The organism is Gordonia sp. NPDC003429 (assembly GCF_053588575.1).
This window is the reverse complement of record NZ_JBSFQF010000009.1, coordinates 148,162-166,092: the sequence shown is the minus strand read 5'-3', so window position 1 is coordinate 166,092 and position 17,931 is coordinate 148,162. Positions and strand designations below refer to the sequence as shown.

General features: G+C 66.3%; 17 protein-coding genes. 6 read left to right on the top strand and 11 right to left on the bottom strand.

Annotation, left to right across the window (positions count from 1 at the left end; all coding sequences use genetic code 11):
• Positions 1–2: 2 nt before the first annotated feature.
• The 3 genes from ACWDSI_RS13125 to ACWDSI_RS13115 form a co-directional block, all read right to left on the bottom strand.
• Positions 3–1,739, bottom strand: coding sequence for an acyclic terpene utilization AtuA family protein (locus ACWDSI_RS13125; RefSeq protein ID WP_449756803.1), 1,737 nt, complete (start codon positions 1,737–1,739; stop codon positions 3–5).
• Positions 1,736–2,572, bottom strand: a complete 837-nt coding sequence (locus ACWDSI_RS13120; RefSeq protein ID WP_449756802.1) for a TIGR03084 family metal-binding protein — start codon at positions 2,570–2,572, stop codon at positions 1,736–1,738. Before ACWDSI_RS13120 ends, ACWDSI_RS13125 begins: the two co-directional genes overlap by 4 nt.
• A 78-nt stretch (positions 2,573–2,650) precedes the next feature.
• Positions 2,651–3,571: a PaaI family thioesterase gene (locus ACWDSI_RS13115; RefSeq protein ID WP_449756801.1), complete on the bottom strand. Its 921-nt coding sequence runs from the start codon at positions 3,569–3,571 to the stop codon at positions 2,651–2,653.
• 77 nt (positions 3,572–3,648) lie between these two features.
• Here ACWDSI_RS13115 and ACWDSI_RS13110 point away from each other — a divergent pair, with 77 nt between their 5' ends.
• The 6 genes from ACWDSI_RS13110 (at position 3,649) to ACWDSI_RS13085 (ending at position 10,922) form a co-directional block, all read left to right on the top strand.
• A complete protein-coding gene (locus tag ACWDSI_RS13110; RefSeq protein WP_449756800.1) occupies positions 3,649–4,140 on the top strand; it encodes a hypothetical protein in 492 nt (163 codons plus the stop codon).
• Positions 4,141–5,247: 1,107 nt separating this feature from the next.
• Positions 5,248–6,834 (top strand): fatty-acid--CoA ligase FadD1, encoded by a 1,587-nt coding sequence (fadD1, locus tag ACWDSI_RS13105; protein ID WP_449756799.1) that lies wholly within the window; start codon positions 5,248–5,250, stop codon positions 6,832–6,834.
• The gene (locus ACWDSI_RS13100; protein ID WP_449756798.1) at positions 6,827–7,936 is read left to right on the top strand and encodes a TIGR03857 family LLM class F420-dependent oxidoreductase; all 1,110 of its coding nucleotides are present in this window, start codon (positions 6,827–6,829) and stop codon (positions 7,934–7,936) included. Before fadD1 ends, ACWDSI_RS13100 begins: the two co-directional genes overlap by 8 nt.
• The gene (locus ACWDSI_RS13095; RefSeq protein ID WP_449756797.1) at positions 7,933–9,000 is read left to right on the top strand and encodes a phosphotransferase family protein; all 1,068 of its coding nucleotides are present in this window, start codon (positions 7,933–7,935) and stop codon (positions 8,998–9,000) included. The genes ACWDSI_RS13100 and ACWDSI_RS13095 overlap by 4 nt, the downstream gene beginning before the upstream one ends.
• Positions 8,997–9,995 (top strand): NAD-dependent epimerase/dehydratase family protein, encoded by a 999-nt coding sequence (locus ACWDSI_RS13090; RefSeq protein ID WP_449746621.1) that lies wholly within the window; start codon positions 8,997–8,999, stop codon positions 9,993–9,995. The genes ACWDSI_RS13095 and ACWDSI_RS13090 overlap by 4 nt, the downstream gene beginning before the upstream one ends.
• Positions 9,996–10,091: 96 nt before the next feature.
• Positions 10,092–10,922, top strand: coding sequence for a DUF4396 domain-containing protein (locus ACWDSI_RS13085; protein ID WP_449756796.1), 831 nt, complete (start codon positions 10,092–10,094; stop codon positions 10,920–10,922).
• Between the two features lie 10 nt (positions 10,923–10,932).
• Here ACWDSI_RS13085 and ACWDSI_RS13080 read toward each other — a convergent pair whose 3' ends face one another.
• Genes ACWDSI_RS13080 through ACWDSI_RS13045 form a run of 8 tightly spaced genes read right to left on the bottom strand, consistent with a single transcriptional unit; the run spans position 10,933 to position 17,917 of the window.
• Complete coding sequence (locus ACWDSI_RS13080; protein WP_449756827.1) at positions 10,933–11,817, bottom strand: SDR family NAD(P)-dependent oxidoreductase; 885 nt, start codon at positions 11,815–11,817, stop codon at positions 10,933–10,935.
• On the bottom strand, positions 11,817–13,085 hold the full coding sequence (locus ACWDSI_RS13075; RefSeq protein WP_449756826.1) for a hypothetical protein: 1,269 nt from the start codon (positions 13,083–13,085) through the stop codon (positions 11,817–11,819). The genes ACWDSI_RS13080 and ACWDSI_RS13075 overlap by 1 nt, the downstream gene beginning before the upstream one ends.
• An 8-nt stretch (positions 13,086–13,093) precedes the next feature.
• Positions 13,094–13,651: a nuclear transport factor 2 family protein gene (locus ACWDSI_RS13070; protein WP_449746624.1), complete on the bottom strand. Its 558-nt coding sequence runs from the start codon at positions 13,649–13,651 to the stop codon at positions 13,094–13,096.
• A 5-nt stretch (positions 13,652–13,656) separates the two neighbouring features.
• Positions 13,657–13,878 (bottom strand): ferredoxin, encoded by a 222-nt coding sequence (locus ACWDSI_RS13065; protein ID WP_449756795.1) that lies wholly within the window; start codon positions 13,876–13,878, stop codon positions 13,657–13,659.
• Between the two features lie 10 nt (positions 13,879–13,888).
• On the bottom strand, positions 13,889–15,238 hold the full coding sequence (locus tag ACWDSI_RS13060; protein WP_449756794.1) for a cytochrome P450: 1,350 nt from the start codon (positions 15,236–15,238) through the stop codon (positions 13,889–13,891).
• The gene (locus ACWDSI_RS13055) at positions 15,235–16,035 is read right to left on the bottom strand and encodes an SDR family oxidoreductase (protein WP_449756793.1); all 801 of its coding nucleotides are present in this window, start codon (positions 16,033–16,035) and stop codon (positions 15,235–15,237) included. The genes ACWDSI_RS13060 and ACWDSI_RS13055 overlap by 4 nt, the downstream gene beginning before the upstream one ends.
• Complete coding sequence (locus ACWDSI_RS13050; protein WP_449746628.1) at positions 16,035–17,270, bottom strand: cytochrome P450; 1,236 nt, start codon at positions 17,268–17,270, stop codon at positions 16,035–16,037. Before ACWDSI_RS13050 ends, ACWDSI_RS13055 begins: the two co-directional genes overlap by 1 nt.
• A gap of 56 nt (positions 17,271–17,326) precedes the next feature.
• Positions 17,327–17,917: a TetR/AcrR family transcriptional regulator gene (locus ACWDSI_RS13045; protein ID WP_449746629.1), complete on the bottom strand. Its 591-nt coding sequence runs from the start codon at positions 17,915–17,917 to the stop codon at positions 17,327–17,329.
• Between the last annotated feature and the right edge of the window lie 14 nt (positions 17,918–17,931).

The window sequence follows — 17,931 nt, the reverse complement described above, 5'->3', positions numbered from 1 at the left end:
GGTCACGATCTCCGATCGTCGAGGAAGCTCAGTGGAATCGGCACCGGTCGGGAACGCAGCCATTCGCCCAGGCCCTTGGCCTGCGGGTCGAATCGCACGTTGTCGGCGACGCCGCGACCGAGCACTCCCTCGATGACGAAGTTGACCGCACACAAGTTGGGCAGCCGGTACCGCGACACCTCGAGGTCGGCGACCTCGGGGAGCAGTTTCTTGATGAGATCGACGTCGAGGGTCTCGTCGAGCCAATCGAAATGATCCGGATTGGGCACCCACACACCGATGTTCGCGCTGCCGCCCTTGTCGCCGCTGCGGGCGCCGGCGATGGTGCCGAGCGGCGCCGCGGCGGTGGGTCCACGATCGGTGGCGTCGGCGCCACGATTATCCGGTTCGTCGGTGGTGACCGTGGCGCGCAGCGGACTCGGTTCGACACGCTCGGTGACCCCGTCGGCGAACGCCACACGATGCTCGATCTTGTCGGCGTCGACGTACCCGGGCTCGAAAACCCCATACGGCGAACCATTTCCGGGCGGCGCGGTCATGGTGAAACCGGGATAGCTGGCCAGTGCGAGCTCCACGGCGGTGCTGCTGAATCCGCGGCCGACCTTCTTCGGATCGGTATCGCGGGCCACGCAACGCAGCAACGCGCTGGCCTGTTCCTCGGTGTTCGCGTCGGCACGGTCGAGCCGGGAGAGCTCCCAGGTCATCTGTTGAGGCTCGGTGGGCAGTGCGGCGCGGAACTGGTCGCGGAAGAGTTCGGCCTTCGCGTCGATGTCGAGTCCGGTGAGCACCAGCGTGATCTCATTGCGCACGCCGGCAAGGTGATTCAATGAGACCTTGGTGGTCGCCGGCGGTGCTTCGCCACGCACCCCGGTGATCGAAACGCGGTCGTCGCCGGCCTGCGCCAGGGTGATGGTGTCGAGTCGGGTGGTGACGTCGGGTCCGAGGTAGCGCGGACCGCCGACCTCGTACAGCAGTTGAGCGGTCACGGTTCCCACGGTCACTGCTCCCCCGGTGCCGGGATGTTTCGTGATCACCGACGTCCCGTCGGCGGCCACCTCGGCGATGGGGAATCCGAGGTGTCCCATCCGTGGGAGTTCGGTGAAGAAGGAGTAGTTTCCTCCGGTCGCCTGGGCACCGCATTCGATGACGTGTCCGGCGACCACCGCCCCGGCCAATGCGTCGAGATCGCTGTATTCCCAGTCGAAGGCGCTCGCGGCGGGACCCACAGTGAGAGAAGCGTCGGTCACGCGACCGGTGACCACGATGTCGGCGCCCGAGTCAAGCGCCGCCTTGATGCCGAAGGCACCGAGGTAGGCGTTCGCGGTCAGCGGGGTACCGAGCCCGAGATCGTCGGCGCGGTCGAGCAGGTCGTCACCGTCGATGAAGGAGACTGCGGCCTGCACACCGACGGTGTCGGCGAGTTCGCGCAGCGCGACGGCCAGACCGTGCGGGTTGAGGCCACCGGCATTGGTGACGATCTTGACACCCTTGTCCAGGGCAAGGCCCAGGCACTCTTCCATCTGCCGCAGGAATGTCTTGGCGTATCCGAGTTTCGGGTCCTTGAGTCGGTCGCGGCCGAGGATGAGCATCGTCAGTTCGGCGAGGTAGTCGCCGGTGAGGTAGTCGAGGTCGCCGCCGTCGAGCATTTCGCGCATGGCACTGAACCGGTCGCCGTAGAAGCCGGAGGCGTTGCCGATGCGAACGGGCCGGCCGGTGTCGGCGGGATCGGGGTGAGTCATCGGGCCTCCTCCTGTTGCGAAGCGTGGTCGTGGTGTGTGCGGGCGACGGGTGCGCGACCGGCACCCGGCAGTCCGGCGAAACACTGTGCGATGGCAGCCCATTCGTGGGCGTGCTGACCGGATAGCTGGAGGTCGAGGTCGTCGAGAGCGCGGCGCTGGGTGACCAGTTCGCAGAAGTCCAGCGCCGGGCCGCGTACGGTTCCGTCGATGGCGTCAGGATCGTCGGGTCCCCAGGTCCACACCGCGCCCGACGGAGCGACGATCTCGTAACGGAAGGGGCGTTCGGGCGGGGTGCGGCCGTTGACCGCGTACGCGTAGTCGCGGGTGCGGACCCCGATGTGCACCACCGCCTTGATGCGGTCGGTCACCGGTAGCCGCACGCCGAGGGTGTCGGCGATGTCGAGGCCGTGGGCCCAGACCTCCATGAGTCGCGCGGTGGCCATCGACGCCGCCGACATCGGCGGCCCGAACCATGGGATCTTCGCACCGTCGGGGACGTCGACAAGGGCGAGAGCCAGGTCGTCGCGGGCGACGCGCCAGTCGTCGAGGATCCGCGCCGGCTCGTGAGCGGCGCCCTCCTCGGCGGCCAGGTCCACGTATCCGGCCGGGTTCTGCGCGGCCTCGGCAAGCACCTCCGCGAACGCCCCCGGGTCGGTCGCCGCCATGGCTGCGATCCGATCGGTCCAGCTCAGATGCGCGATCTGGTGAGCGATCGTCCAGCCGGCGGCCGGGGTCGGCGTCGCCCAGTCCGCGTCGTCGAGCGGGGCAACGAGGTCGTCGAGCTCGGCGTTCGCAGCGGTGAGATCGGCGACGAGTTCGGTGACGATCGACATGAGACCAGCGTCACACACCGCTCCCCAGAAAGCAATCACTCGTGATTGTTTTTGCCTCCGGCAACTCGCACCGGTCCCTTATCCGTAGTGCACATCCGCAACACCCTCGGCCAGCAGAGTGCCGTCGTGCGCGATCATCCGGCCCGTGAAGGACGCCACGCGCCTGCCCACCTTGATGGCCTCGACGTCGACGATCACTTCGGCGCCGTGTACCGACGGCGAGCGGAAGAAGCCGACCGACATGTCGGCGAGCCGGTAGTCGACGCCGGGCGCCGTGTGCGCCTGACCTGCAAGCGAGAACGCCTGTCCCACAATGGCGCCGATCACGCCACCGTGCATGGTCCCGAAAGTGTTGGCCATCCACGGGTGCGTCTCGACGATGAACCGTAAGGTGTCGCCGGCAACGTACGGCACATCGACCCGGCCGCGCAGCAGATCCACGATGGGGCCGGCGGGCCGCACACCAGCCGCGATCTCTTCGACGATCCGTACTCCACTGAGGGCGGTGGTGATGGGTTCGGGAAGCCGAATGCCTTGTGCTCGAGCACAATCGGGGATCGGCACCATCATCTCCAGCTCGTCTGTCGCCGACGCCCGGCTCACCGCCACATTGCGCGCGGTGCCGACGCAACAGGCGAGGCCGGTATCCGATGCGATACGCACGGCGCCGACACCGGTCACGTCGTCGTGCAACTGGAGTTCTGCTGTCGCGGTGAGTCGGTCATCCACCGCGACGTAGCCGATCGCGGAGATGTTGAGTCGGGCCTGCATACAGGGGCCGACGGTCCGGTAATACGGGATTCCGCAGAGGTGGTCGAAGAGCACCGCGAAGGCGGGCAGGTCGATGCGCCCGCGGTGGTCGGCGAACTCGGCACAGAGTTGCTGCTCACACCGGGCCCGGTTGCCCTCCACCTCGAGGTTGCCAACGTGGAACACCGCCATCGGATCGGCGGGCCACCCGACGTCGAATCGTGCGGCAGAGCGGGCGCGATCGGTCATGTCACAGTCCTATCAAGCGATTCGCGGCCCCTCTTGGTCGCTGGTACCTTGTGTGACGAAAGGGACTGGTGATACTGATGGGACGAACTCTGGCTCGCGGCGGCGTTTCGTTGATCGTCGCTGCCGCCGCCACGACGGCAGCTCTGACGGGGACCGCAAACGCTTCGGCCGCGCCGACGCCCCCGACCACAACCGACATCGCGAAACTGTCGATCACGCAGACGCCGAATGTCGGCGTCGCCATCAAGAACAACCTGCCCACCGGCGCGTTCGTGGCACCACTCGCCGCGGCGTCGTCCGGCGCGGACACAACACGCGTCTGGGTGGAACCCATGCCCGGCAACGCATGTCTGACCAGCCTGTCAGGAGCACGGATCGGCATCACCTGGCGCAACGAATCATCCGGCCGTACAGGCACTTCGGTGTTCGCAGCCTGCCGCGGCGCCACCCCGGTGGTCAGTCCCGCGCTGTCGACCGGCACCGGCAAAATCTCCTTCACCACCAGCGTGGTGGGTCGCGGTGGACAGACCTTCACACTCAGCCCGGGGAGCGGCACCATCGATCGGTGACCGCGCCGTCGCTGGTTGAGCGCCCGTCACTGGTTGAGCTTGTCGAAACCACCGTCGCTGGTTGAGCGCCCCGTCGCTGGTTGAGCGCCCCGTCGCTGGTTGGGCGCGCTTCTCCGCTGGTTGAGCGCCCCGTCGCTGGTTGAGCTTGTCGAAACCACCGCCGCTCGTTGAGCGCGCTTCCCCGCTGGTTGAGCTTGTCGAAACCACCGCCGCTCGTTGAGCGCCCCGCCGCTGGTTGAGCGCTTCTCCGCTGGTTGAGCTTGTCGAAACCACCCTTGCTCGTTGAGCGCGCCCCGCCGCTGGTTGAGCTTGTCGAAACCACCGTCGCTCGTTGATCGCGCTTCTCCGCTGGTTGAGCTTGTCGAAACCAACGCCACCGGGCACGCTCGACGCGAAAGTGGGCACGCTCGACCGGCGTCGTGTGCGCTATGCCCTTTGTGCCGTAGATCGGTGTCACCAGGTGACACCAAAGTACGGCACAGCCGGAAGGCGGACCTCGGCTCAACCGCTGGCTGAGCGCGCCCCGTCGCCGGTTGAGCTTGTCGAAACCACCGTCGCTGGTTGGGCGCGCTTCCCCGCTGGCTGAGCGCGCCCCGCCGCTGGTTGAGCTTGTCGAAACCACCGCCACCGGGCACGCTCGACGCGAAAGTGGGCACGCTCGACCGGCGTCGCGTGCGCTATCCCCTTTGTGCCGTAGATCGGTGTCACCAGGTGACACCAAAGTACGGCACAGTCGGTAAGGCCGCCGACGGCACAACCGCTGGAGAAGCGCGCCCCGCCGCTGGTTGAGCTTGTCGAAACCACCGCCACCGGGCACGCTCGACGCGAAAGTGGGCACGCTCGACCGGCGTCGTGTGCGCTATGCCCCTTGTGCCGTAGATCGGTGTCACCAGGTGACACCAAAGTACGGCACAGTCGGTAAGGCGGACCTCGGCTCAACAGCTGGCTGAGCGCGCTTCTCCGCTGGTTGAGCTTGTCGAAACCACCGCCACCGGGCACGCTCGACCCGAATCTGGGCACGCTCGACGGAACGCGGACCCCACCAGCGGAGTAGACAATATTCCAGATCTGTACACTCCTAGGTGAAACAGGTTCTAGATTTGGGCCATGGCCCAGACAGTCACCGAGCTCCTCATCGAACGCTCCGACGACGACTCCGTCGCGGTCCGGTACAACGACCGGCAATGGACCTGGCGGCAGCACATCGACGACGCCCGACACACGGCCGCCGCGGTACTCGCGCGAGCCGACGACACCCGGCCCATGCACATCGGCGTGCTGCTGGGCAACACTCCCACGATGCTCACCGCGCTGGCGGCCGGTGCGCTCGGCGGGTACGTGACCGTCGGGATCAACAACACCCGGCGCGGCGAGGCGCTCGCGAGCGACATCCTGCGCGGCGACTGTCAGATACTGCTCACCGACCCCGAGCACCTCACCCTGCTCGACGGCCTCGACCTGCCCGGGGTCCTCGTCATCGACACCACATCCGACGACTGGGCCGCCGCGCTCGCCGCTGCCGGTGAACTGACCCCGTACTCGGTGCCCACCGCCACCGACCCCTTCATGCTGATCTTCACTTCCGGCACCAGCGGCAACCCCAAGCCGGTTCAGCTGGCGCACATGCTGATTCCGTTCGCCGGCCCTCCGCTCGCGGAGAAATTCGAGATCACCTCCGACGATGTCTGCTATTTGTCGATGCCGTTGTTCCATTCGGCCGCGCTGCTCGGCGGATACTGTGTCGCCACCGCCACCGGCGCCTCGATGGTGCCCGCACAGTTCTCCGCATCGTCGTTCCTCGACGACGTTCGCCGCTACGGGATCACCTACATGAACTACGTCGGCAAACCCCTCGCCTACATTCTGGCCACCCCCGAGCGACCCGACGACGCCGACAACCCGCTGCGTGCGGCGTTCGGCAACGAGGCCACCGACCGCGACATCGACCAGTTCTCGCGACGCTTCGACTGCAAGGTCTGGGACGGTTTCGGTTCCACCGAGCTCGCCATCATCATCACCCGCGAACCGGGCACACCCGCAGGTTCGATCGGTAAGGGGTTTCCCGGTGTGGCGGTGTACAACCCGGCCACCGGCACCGAATGTCCGCCGGCCCAATTCGACGCGAACGGTGCCATCGCCAACGGCGACGATGCGATCGGGGAGATTGTCAATACGAGCGGCCCGGGCATGTTCACCGGGTACTACAACGACCCCGGTACCACCTCGGAGCGGCTTCGCGACGGAATGTACTGGTCGGGCGATCTCGCCTACAAGGACGCCGACGGGTGGATCTACCTCGCCGGCCGCACCGGCGACTGGATGAGAGTCGACGGGGAGAACATGACCGCGGGCCCCATTGAGCGCATCCTGCAACGCATTCCGGAGATCAGCCAGGTCGCCGTGTACCCGGTTCCCGACGAGCATGTCGGCGACGCAGTAATGGCCGCGCTGGTGCTCAACGACGACACCAAACTCACGCCCGGCGGCTTTGCCGACGCACTTCGCGCGCAACCGGATCTGTCACCCAAGGCCTGGCCGACCTTCGTGCGGATCTCGCGGGCATTGCCCACCACCGCCACCAACAAGATCATCAAGCGCCAACTCCGCAACGACGGGATCAGCACCGCCCCTGGAGATCAGTTGTGGGTCCGTCCCGCACGCACCACCGAGTACCGGGCCACCGATAGTGTCTGACCACACGAGCAACACCCTGCCCGAGCTGGGCTACTACGCACTTTCCCGGCATCCGGTCACACCGGCGGAGCTCGTCGCCGAGGCCCAGTTCGCCGAAGGCATCGGTCTCGGCGCGGCGTTCGTGTCCGAGCGTTTCAACGTCAAGGACGCAGGCGTCCTCAGCGGGGCCCTCGGCGCGGCCACCACCCGCATGGGGGTGGCAACGGCCGCGACCAACCACAACACGCGACACCCGATCATCACCGCCACGATGGGCGCCACCCTCGCCGAACTCACCGGTGACCGGTTCGCCCTCGGACTCGGTAGGGGCATCACTCCGCAGTGGCAGATCCTCGGCCTCGATCCGGTCACCGGCGCCCAACTCGCCGACATCGCCGACATACTCAGAAGACTGTGGCGCGGCGAGATGATCATCGGGCACGACGGCCCCGCAGGCACCTACCCGCTGCTCAATCTCGGTGTGACCGTGACACCTTTACCAATCCTGTTGGTCACGATGAGCCCGCGCACACTGGCGCTTGCCGGCCAGATCGCCGACCGCGTGGTGCTGCACACCTTTCTCGGTGACGAGGCCACCACGACGGCGGTGCGAGCGGTACGCGACTCCGCCGAACGAGCAGGGCGCGATCCCGCCTCGATCCGAATATGGTCGGTGATGGCCACCGTCGGCGACGACCTCGCCGACGACGACCGACTGCGACGGCTCTACGGCCGGCTCGCCGCGTACCTTCAGGGCTACCCCGACGTGCTGATGCGGGCCAATGGGTGGAGTCCCGACGACCTCGAGCGGGTGCGTGCCACCGATGCATTCACCGGAGCACACGGCCCCATCGACGCCACCGCGTCGACGGAGCAACTGGTGGAACTCGCAGCCGCGATTCCGCCGCACTGGGTCGCCGACAGCGCGGTCGGCTCGGCGGCGCAGTGCGCCGAAACCGTTGCACACCAGTTTGATCTGGGTGTCGACTCGGTGATCCTGCACTGCGCCACACCCACCGAACTGGCACCGGTCGTCGACGCGTATCGGGCGGTGCGGCCCGCGGGTCGCGACCACCTGTCGGCCAATCCGGGCCGGCTTCGATCACGAGAGGCAGTGGCATGACCACACATGTGCCCGTTCCCGCGGACATCCCCACCGACATCCGCGGCCTCACCCCCGCCTGGATCACCCAACTGCTCCGATCGCACGGTCACGACGTCGAGATCGACGACGTGACCGCCGAACCGATCGGTACCGGCCAGATGGCGAGTTCCTATCGCCTCCACCTCCGCTATTGCGCACCCACGCCGCTGCCCGGCACCATGGTCGCCAAACTGGCCACCGGACCGGAGGCACAGCGCGAATTCGGTTCGGGCGCATTCCGAAACGAAGTCCGTTTCTACCGTGAGCTCGCGCATACCTTCCGCGTTCCGGTCCCCCGATGCCACGCGGCGTTGAGTTCGGCGTCGGGCGCCGAATTCGTGCTTCTTCTCGAGGACATCGCCGAGGCTGCACAGGGCGACCAGATCGCGGGATGTTCGGCCTCCCGGGTTCGCGACGTCGCCATCGCGGCGGCGGGTCTGCACGGACCGCGCTGGAACGATGCCGGACTCCTCGCCGACTACCCGCTGCCGACCGACGAGGACCGGGCGCTGATGGAGTCGGTCACCGAACCGATGGCCGACGTCTTCAGGTCCCGCTTCGAACTCACCGCACTGGAGTCGGCCACCGTCGACTGGCTGGTCCGTGATGCCGGCGCCTGGCTGATCGCTCCGATCGAGCACTTCGCGTTGATCCACGGGGATCTCCGCGTGGACAACGTGCTCTTCGGGCCCGACGACGCAGTGACGGTGATCGACTGGCAGACCATCACCACCGGGCATCCGATGCGCGACATCGCATTTCTCGTGAGCACCAGCCTCACAACCGATGACCGGCGGATCAACGAACGCGCCATCGTGGCCGACTACCACCGCGCACTGACCGACTTCGGGGTGGATTCCTCCGCGTACGGACTCGACCAGTGCTGGCAGGATTACGTGACCTCACTCATCCAGGCTCCCCTCATCATCGTGTTCGGTTGCGCAGCAGCACAACCCACCGAACGGGGTGACGCGATGTTCCGGGTCATGTTGCAGCGCGCGGCAGCAGCGGTCGACGACCTTAATCCAGGTGCACTCCGGTGACGAGCCTGGTCATCGGGGCGAGTGGTTTCCTGGGTTCCACACTCACCCGGCACCTGGTCGCCACCGGAGAGGACGTCCGCGTCCTGGTCCGGGAGTCGAGTGACACGAGTGCGATCGACGATCTCGACGTGACGCGGGTGGTGGGGGAACTGTCCGATGCGTCGGCCATCACCGAAGCGATGCTGGGTTGCGACGACGTCTATCACTGCGCGGTCGACACCCGGGCCTGGCTCACCGATCCCGCGCCGCTTTATCAGACCAACGTCGAACTGCTGCGGAACGTACTCGAGGTGGCATCACGGCTTCCGTTGCATCGCTTCGTGTTCACCAGCACCCTGGCCACCATCGGCCGTCGTCGAGGTCGCGTCGTCGACGAGTCGGTGGCGTTCAACTGGAACAGGGCGGCCACCGACTACGTGCGCTCGCGCGTGGCCGCGGAGAACCTGGCCCTGCGATACGCCCGCAAGCACGGGGTGCCGGTGGTCGCCATGTGCGTCTCGAACACCTATGGTCCCGGGGACTTGGCGCCCACCCCGCACGGCGCGTTCGTGGCCGGCGCCGCATTGGGAAAGCTGCCCTTCGGGATTCGGGGGATGCGTTGTGAATCCGTGGGAATCGACGACGCCGCCGACGCGCTGATCCTGGCGGCCGCGCACGGACGCAACGGCGAACGCTACATCGTCTCCGAGCGCTTCATCGATCTCGGCGACGTGATCAAAGTGGCCGCTGCGGCCGCCGGACGCGAGCCACCACGACCCGTGCTCAATCGGCCGACCCTCTACGCCCTGGGTGCGCTGGGTTCGATGCGGTCCACTCTGACGCGTTCCCCCGGGCGGCTGCGGTGGGGCACCGTGCGGCTCATGCATTACATGTCGGAGATGGACCATTCCAAGGCCGAGCGGGAACTGGGCTGGCACCCGCAACCGGTCACCCACGCCATCGCCGCGGGCGCGCAATTCTGGGTGCAGCGCGCCAAAGCTCGCCGGCGTGCCTGACGGCCGGGCGGTTTGCGCCGGATCCGGGGCCGATGTCGGTGGTGGCCGGTTCGCGTGTTCGCGCCTGGCCCTGGACCTCTGGAATCATGACCGTTCATGAGGACGCTTCACAATGCCGACATCCCCTCGTGGCTCGTCACCATCTCGTGGATCAGCGTCGCGCTGGCAGTGTGTTGCGCCGTGCTCGTCACCATCGACATCGTGCGCAGACCGCAACCGATGCCTGTGATGAATCTCGTGTGGCCGATCGTCACCCTGTTCGGCTCGGTGGCCTGGGCCGCGGCGTACCTCTGGTGGTCGCGCGCCCAACCGCGCACCGCGACGGCCGACGACAAGCCCGACGAGTCCATGGACGACATGGACATGGGCAACGGGGACACGGGCAACGGGGACTCCATGCCGGGCATGACGATGACACCGGCTCTCGGCCTGTCGGGCAAGGAGCATTCGATGCGGGTGTCGACATTCGTCGGTACCTGCCACTGCGGTGCCGGTTGTTCGCTCGCCGACCTCATCGTGGAGTGGGCGGTGTTCGCGGTCCCGGTGGTGGCGGTGCTCGGCGGATGGCATTGGCTGTTCGCCGACTCGATCTACGCCGAGTGGGTGCTGGCCTACATCGTCGCCTACATCATCGGCATCGCCTTCCAGTACTTCTCCATCGCGCCGATGCGCGGCCTCGGCGTGGCCGACGGACTCAAGGCCGCCATCAAAGCCGACACCTTGTCGATCACGTCCTGGCAGGTGGGCATGTACGCGACCATGGCCGTGGTGCAGTTGGCGATCATGCCCGCCTGGCTCGACGGACGTCTGGCCGTCAACACGCCGGTGTTCTGGGCGATGATGCAGATCGCGATGGTGGTCGGTTTCGCCACCGCCTACCCGGTCAACTGGTGGCTCATCGGCACCGGCATCAAGGAACGCATGTAGCCAGGAATGTTCAGCGCAGCAGACCGGCGAGTTCGGTGAGGCTGTAGGGCGCCGCCTCCTTGTGGTCGCGGTAGGCGATGAAGGTGGGTTGCTGCGGATCGAACCGCCCGATGAATCCGCCGGAGACACTGAAGATCTGACCGGTGATGTCGGCGGCGGCGTCACTGGCCAGAAACGTGTACATGGGGGCCACGTAGTCCGGCGGTGCCGGGTCGAGCGCGGCGTCGCGAGTGAACTCGTCGAGAATCCCCCTGCTGTGCAGGTTCTCGATGTGGCGGACGTAGTCGTCGCCCGACGACAAGCGCGACTTGGCGCCCGGCATCACCACGTTCACCCGTACACCTGTGCCCCGTAGATCGCCCGCCGCGGCCAGCGCGAGCGCGTTCACCCCGCCCTTGGCCGCCGGATAGCCACTGCCCCCGAAGGTTCCCAGCGACGCCGCCGAGCCGGTCAGCACGATCGAACCCGTCCCCTGCTCGACGAACACGCGACCGGCGGCCCGGGTGAGGAAGAACGCGCTCATCAGATGCGCGTCCACCTGCGCCCGGAACTCGTCGGGCTCGATCGTCAACACCGTCGACCCGGCGGGCTCGGCGATGCCCGCACAGTTTATCGCGATGTCCAGCGCACCGAATTGCGCCAGTGCGGTGTCGACCATCTGCTGGGCGACACCCTCGTCACCGGCAGAACCACAGACGCCCACCGCATACCCTGCGCCGCCGACGATCTCGGCGACCGTATCGTCGACGGCCGTCTTGTCCCGCCCGTTGATCACCAACGACACACCGCGACCCGACAACGCGTAGGCCACTGCCAGGCCGATGCCCCGGGTGGCACCGGAGATGACGGCCACCCGGCCGGCGAGCCGGGCGTCGACCGGCATGTCGGGTGTCATCACACCGAGCTGCCGACAGGAGTGATCGGCAACGACGTGCCCCGGTCGACGAATTGGAAGTCGGCTCCCGAGCTGAATCGCACCAGTGCCACCTCACCCGACTCCTCGAGGGACTCGTGCGACACCGAGAATGTGACCACCAGGGCTGTGCCGTCGTCGACGGCCGACGCCACCACCCAGTGCGGATCGACCGCGGTGGCGATGGCCTGCAACGGCTCGGTGTGGTCCTCGTCGAACAAGGCGATCCATCCGCCGTCGGCGCGGGCCGGCGATTCGTGCGGAATACGCACGGTGACACCCGAACCCGTCGCCTCGGCGGTCACCCCGGTGTACTGCACCGGGCCGAGTACCGGATGCAGTGACATCACGCCGGCCAGTCCGGCCGCGTCCGGGGGAAGCCGCAGCGCCGCGCGCAGCCGGTCTGCGGCCAGCCCGGCGATACCGGTCAGCTGCTTGCGATAGATCGCGGTGACCTGTTCGGCGTCGGCGGCGTGACGACGCAGCGACACCAGAAATCCCAGCGCGAGCAGTTGGTGTTGCAGTGCCACCTCTTCGGCGATCCGCACCAGCGCGGTCGCCGACCATTCGCGGAACTGCAGGTCGTCGCGCAGCGCGCCGCGGTAGTCGATGTGTCCGTCGGTCGCGCCGGGGTCGATGTCGCTCAATTCCACGGTCGCGGCGTGACGGCTGAACATCTCCTCCGCATCGGCCGGCAGCGGCAACTCCTCGCGGTCGGGTTCGATGGTCACCGTCCACGCGCAGTGCGGATGCCGGTCGGCGGGCCGTCGCGGTGGCCGGTGGATGGGCCGGATCCGGGCGCGCCGGTTGGTGGCGATCGCGGTGGCGTCGAATGTCGGGTCCTCGATGTCGTGGCACATCGCCGTGACGTACTCGTCGCCGAGAGGTTCCACATCCATCAGTGCGCCACAGTGATTCAGCACAAAAGCACCGTGATAGCGGTCGGTGATCTCATAGCGGAAGTCCATGAATTGCGGCGGCGCGCCGATATCGAGTTGCAGGCACTTGAACATGTCCTCGACACCGTCGCCGTCGATACCGAGGGCGGTCCGCATCCGCGCGGTATACACCGGGCTGGCCGCCATCCACTCCTCGATGGCGACCCGGGTCATCGTCTCCCGACCGAAGGCACTGATCAGGTGCGCCATGCCGCTGCGGTCGATGAGCTGACCGGACAACAGCAGTTCCGGGACGATGGTGGCGAGTTGATTCTCGGTGAGGTCGGAGTACGTCCGGGCCGGTGACGTCATCTCGATGGTCACCAGAATTCGACAGGTGACTTGCCGAAGGGATACCAGCCCGGCTGATCCCCGGTGGCCTTCTCGATCCGCTTGAGCATGCCGTCGCTCATCGCGTTGTCCTTGAGGAGTTCGATGAACAGCGCCGACACGTTGCCGTAGTCGAAGAAGTCACGCTGCCAACGGAACTGGAAATTGCCACCGTACTTGAACCAGCTGCCCTGGATGCCCTCGAGCGCGTAATGGGTGCCGTCCTCACGGGTCCGGTCATAGACCTGCTTCCAGAAGCCGATCATGTCGCCGGTCGTGTCGTCGATCACCCATTGCTGATACGGATAGGTCCACCCTTCGAGACCCTCCATCTCCTGCCCGAGTGCGATGTCGCGGATCTCATCGCGGCCGACGGCCATGAAATCCTTTTCGGGACCATAGTTCCAGCCGTAGGTGGCGTCCTCGGTGTAGAAGTCCGCCAACGGTTTCCAGTCACCCGCCTTTTCCGCTTCGATGTTCGCGGCGAGCCACCGTTGCTTCATCTCCTCGAGTTCGGCGCGATCGAACGGCCCGGTGTTCTGTGTCATGTGCATTACCTCTGTTCGTCCCTGTGTTCGTCGTCGACGGTCTCGACGATTCTCAGCGCCTGGGTCGGGCAGTACTGCACTGCCGCTTCCACCTCGGCGCGTTGACTCTCGTCCGGATGGGGATCGAGGATCTCCACGTGATCCTTCTGCGCGGAGAACACATCCGGGGCCTCCAGCTCGCACATCCCGTGCCCTTGGCAGATATCGAGATCCACCTCGATTCGCATACCGGCGCTCCTACCGAACCCGCCTGCGGTACCGCACCACGCATGGCTGCTGGAGTTGGACCACCATCTTCGAATGGTCGTTGCGGTAGGTGTCGGCCGGCTGAGCCATCTCGAAGTCGTAGTTCTGGAACAGCACCGAGAAGATCGCCTTCAGCTGCATGATGGCGAACTGCGCACCCACACAGCGATGTCGACCGGCGCCGAAGGGGATCCACGTCCACCGGTTCACCAGATCCTCCTGCCGCGGCTTGTCGTACCGCGTCGGGTCGAAGCTGTTCGGTTCGGGAAAGTCCTCGGGCAACCGGTTGGACACCGCGGGCGACACCGCGATTGTCTGACCCGCCTTGATCTCGAAGTCCTCGATGTGAAAGTCCTCCTGCACCAGCCGCATGAGGATGATCAGCGGCGGGTGCAGACGCAGTGTCTCCTTGAACGCGTTCTCCAGCTTGGGCATCTGCCGGGTGTGGGCGAACGTGTATTCGGGCCGCTCCCCTTCCGGGGTATCGCCGTAGATCGCGTCGAGCTCCTCGTACACCTCGCGCATGTAGTCCGGATTGCGCAGCAACTCGATCAGCGTCCACGCCGAGGTGCCCTGCGTGGTGTGGTGGCCCGCGAACATCATGGAGATGAACATGCCGGTGATGGTGTTGGCATCGAATCCCACCGACACCAGCACATCCATCAGATCCCGATCTTCCTTGTTCTCCGGAGGATTCGCGATGCGCTCGGTCATCACGCCTTCGATGAACGTCACCAGTTCTGCGCGCGCGGCATCGCGCCGGCGGAAGCTGTCGATGTCGGCGTGCATGTCGACATAGGCCATCGGGTCGGTGCCGCGTTCGAGGTCATGGAAGAGCTCGGAGATGTGCTTGTCGAGCTGTTCGCGGAACTTTCGTCCGATCAGGCAGGCCGAGGAGGTGTACATGGTGAGTTCCCCGAAGAACTCCAGGAGATCGATCTCACCCTCGTCGCCCATCCGCTCCACCATGCGCTCCACCTCGTGGGGGATGGTGACGGCGTGCAGTTTCATGTGCGAACCCTTGAGGGCCGCATTGTGAATCGCCTCGGAGCGCTTCTCGGGACTGGTGTCGAATACCACCCCCTCGCCGAACACCGGCGTCATGAACGGATACGCCGCGGCCTGATCGAGCAGCTCGTCGGGCGCCCGGAAGAACTCCTCGTTGGCCAGCGCGCCGGACACCAGCACCACCTCGCGGTCGGCGAGCTGGAACTGTCCCACGTCGCCGCACTCTTCACGGACGCGCCAGAACAGAGAGATCGGATCGGTCGCGAGCTCGTGGAGGTGGCCGTATTCGCCGTCTCCTCCGGAAACCCGCTTGGGGGTGGTCAGGGTGGTCACTGGTTGTCTCCTTCGCCGTTCTTGTCGCGCTTGATCGCGCCTTCGGCCTCGACTTCGACGACACGCATGTGCGCGCCGCGGGGCATGCCGACGACGGCCGAGATCGCCTGTGCAATGTGTTCGGGCTGAAGAAAATTGCCGTGCCGGGCCAATCCGTGGGAGATCCACGAATTGAGCATCTTCTCCATCACCTCGGGTTCGAGGTTGAAACCCATCCCGGTGATGGTCTGGCCCGGCCGGACGATGCTGGCGCGCACGCCGGTCCCCTCGAGTTCGAGTTGCGCCGTGGCGACAAGTCCGTCGACACCCATCTTCGCGGCCACGTAGGCCGACGACCAGGGCCGTGGGTGGACGGCCACATCCGAGCCGATGAACACGAAATCGCCACGGCCCCTCTCGATCATGCCCGGCACGATGGTGCGGTACAGCCGGTGGGCGCCGACGAGGTGGATGTCGACCTGCGACGCGAAGTCGGCCTCACTCATCTCGTAGGAGAGCCCCACGTCGAGGTCGCCGGCACCGGAGATCGCGATCTCGATCGGACCGAGCGCGGCTTCGGCCTTGGCGACGCAGTCACGCACCGCGACCTCGTCGGTGACGTCGAGCGGCACCGCGACCGCTTCGCCACCGGACGCGGTGATCGCCTCGGTCAGTTCCTGCAGCTTCTCCACCCGGCGTGCCGCGAGCGCCACCGGATAGCCTGCGGCGGCGAGGTATTCGGCGGTGGCGGCGCCGATTCCCGAGGATGCACCGGCAACCAGGACGGGTCTGCGTTCGGGATGAGGAATGTAGGCCATCAGCGCACCGTCACCTTCACCGGGAGCGACGCGAAGCCGCGCACATTCACCGAGTGCACACGTTCGGCGTTGTCGGCGTCGATCTCCACGGCGCGGATCGAGCGCATCACCTCGCCCAGACCGATGTTGGCCTCCAGTCGCGCCAGATGCGCGCCGAGGCAGAAGTGTGTTCCCATACCGAAACTCATCAGTGCCTGCCCGCAATCCCGGCCGATCTGATACCGGCCCGCGTGATCGAACACGTCTTCGTCGCGGTTTGCCGACCCCACGAGCAGCAGCACGCGTTGACCGGCGGGGATCACGTGGTCGCCGTACTCCACGTCGGCGGCGACCTTGCGCAACACCATCTGGGTGGAGTTGTCGTAGCGCAGCGTCTCCTCCGTCCATCCCGGGACCGCGTCGGGGTCGGCGAACACCTTGGCCAGTTCGTCGGGGTTGCGCCACCCCCAATACAGGGCATTGGCAAGCAGTTTGGTGGTCGTCTCGTTTCCGGCCACCACCATCAGCACCATGAACCCGACGATCTCGTCCTCGGTCAGCGCCGTCGTACCGCCGGCCTCGTCGTCGATCTCCGCGGTGATCAGCGCCGAGAGCAGATCCTCGCCGAGGTTCTTGCGTCGCTCGGCGATCATGGCCGAGTAGTACTTGTGCAACTCGAGGTAGGCGTAGACCGCCGCATCGGGAATGTCGAGGACTCCCTCCTCGCGATGCAGCAACAGATCGGACTGGTGGCGCAGATGTGCACGATCGGATGCCGGCACTCCGACGAGTTCGGAGACTACGTCCATCGGGAGCAGCCCGGCGAAGTCGGCGACGTAGTCGAACTCGCCCTTGTCCAGGCATTTGCTCCAATGTTGTTGCGTCAGTTCGGCGATCCGCCCGGCGAGATCGTTCACCCGGCGCGGCGTGAATCCCTTGGACACCAGCTTGCGGATACGCATGTGCTTGGGATCGTCCATCGCGAGGAACGACATCGACTTGTGCGCGTCCGGCCCGTACGACGACGGGTCCATCGACACACCCCACGCGTTGGACAGATTCACGCTGTCGCGAAACGCGTTGCGCACGTCCTCATGCCGGGCGAGTGCCCAGAAGTCGAGGTCGGAGTTGTAATAGACCGGCGCCTGCTCGCGCAGCTGAGCGTAGGTCGGGTACGGGTCCTCGTGAAATGCGTAGGCGTACGGGTCGAATGGGACCCGTTGCTGCATTCCCGCTACCGCAATGGTGTCGGTCATCGATATTCCTCCGTTGCTGGTACTCACCCCGACGCCGGCCACGGCCCGGGGTTGAATCAGGGCTGGGTTCGGTTGAGGATGAGGCGCGCCGCGGCAACGAGCCGCTCCGATGTCTGTTCGTAACTGAGGTGTCCCATGCCGGCGTGCACAAGACCACCCGCGTAGAGCATCTCGATCGCGTCGACCACCGGCCCGGGGTCGACCGGATCGACGTTCAGGGCATGCGCGAGTCGCTGGCGGATGAATCCGCCGATCCGCAACCGCAGGTGTTCGACGTCGGGATCGGTACCGAGAAGCGCCACGGTGACCGCACCGCCGAGCTGCCCCTCCCCCGCCACCACCATCGACACGTCGCGCAGCACCTGCGCGACCCGTTCGTCGGCGGGCAGTGCCGGGTCGGATTCGGGAACCCCGTCGGCCAGGCGGCGCCAGAACACCTCGGCCACGAGGTGGCTCTTCGACGAGAAGTACGTGTACGCGGTGGCCGGTGCCACCCCGGCGCGCTTGGCCACCGACCGCACGGTCAAACCGTCGAAACCGTCCGTGTTCAGCACTTCCACCGCGGCGTCGGTGAGCCGGGCAACCGTTTCGGCCTGCTGTTGCGTCAGGCGTCGGCGGGTCGATTCCTGCGACACGGGGCTGGACATGTGGTGGACGTTAC

What these genes read in the sequence shown, in the direction of transcription:
- ACWDSI_RS13125 (WP_449756803.1), bottom strand. Translation starts at nt 1,739, where the DNA reads ATGACTCACCCCGATCCCGCCGACACCGGCCGGCCCGTTCGCATCGGC.
- ACWDSI_RS13120 (WP_449756802.1), bottom strand. Translation starts at nt 2,572, where the DNA reads ATGTCGATCGTCACCGAACTCGTCGCCGATCTCACCGCTGCGAACGCC.
- ACWDSI_RS13115 (WP_449756801.1), bottom strand. Translation starts at nt 3,571, where the DNA reads ATGACCGATCGCGCCCGCTCTGCCGCACGATTCGACGTCGGGTGGCCC.
- ACWDSI_RS13110 (WP_449756800.1), top strand. Translation starts at nt 3,649, where the DNA reads ATGGGACGAACTCTGGCTCGCGGCGGCGTTTCGTTGATCGTCGCTGCC.
- fadD1 (WP_449756799.1), top strand. Translation starts at nt 5,248, where the DNA reads ATGGCCCAGACAGTCACCGAGCTCCTCATCGAACGCTCCGACGACGAC.
- ACWDSI_RS13095 (WP_449756797.1), top strand. Translation starts at nt 7,933, where the DNA reads ATGACCACACATGTGCCCGTTCCCGCGGACATCCCCACCGACATCCGC.
- ACWDSI_RS13085 (WP_449756796.1), top strand. Translation starts at nt 10,092, where the DNA reads ATGAGGACGCTTCACAATGCCGACATCCCCTCGTGGCTCGTCACCATC.
- ACWDSI_RS13080 (WP_449756827.1), bottom strand. Translation starts at nt 11,817, where the DNA reads ATGACACCCGACATGCCGGTCGACGCCCGGCTCGCCGGCCGGGTGGCC.
- ACWDSI_RS13075 (WP_449756826.1), bottom strand. Translation starts at nt 13,085, where the DNA reads ATGACGTCACCGGCCCGGACGTACTCCGACCTCACCGAGAATCAACTC.
- ACWDSI_RS13070 (WP_449746624.1), bottom strand. Translation starts at nt 13,651, where the DNA reads ATGACACAGAACACCGGGCCGTTCGATCGCGCCGAACTCGAGGAGATG.
- ACWDSI_RS13065 (WP_449756795.1), bottom strand. Translation starts at nt 13,878, where the DNA reads ATGCGAATCGAGGTGGATCTCGATATCTGCCAAGGGCACGGGATGTGC.
- ACWDSI_RS13055 (WP_449756793.1), bottom strand. Translation starts at nt 16,035, where the DNA reads ATGGCCTACATTCCTCATCCCGAACGCAGACCCGTCCTGGTTGCCGGT.
- ACWDSI_RS13050 (WP_449746628.1), bottom strand. Translation starts at nt 17,270, where the DNA reads ATGACCGACACCATTGCGGTAGCGGGAATGCAGCAACGGGTCCCATTC.
- ACWDSI_RS13045 (WP_449746629.1), bottom strand. Translation starts at nt 17,917, where the DNA reads ATGTCCAGCCCCGTGTCGCAGGAATCGACCCGCCGACGCCTGACGCAA.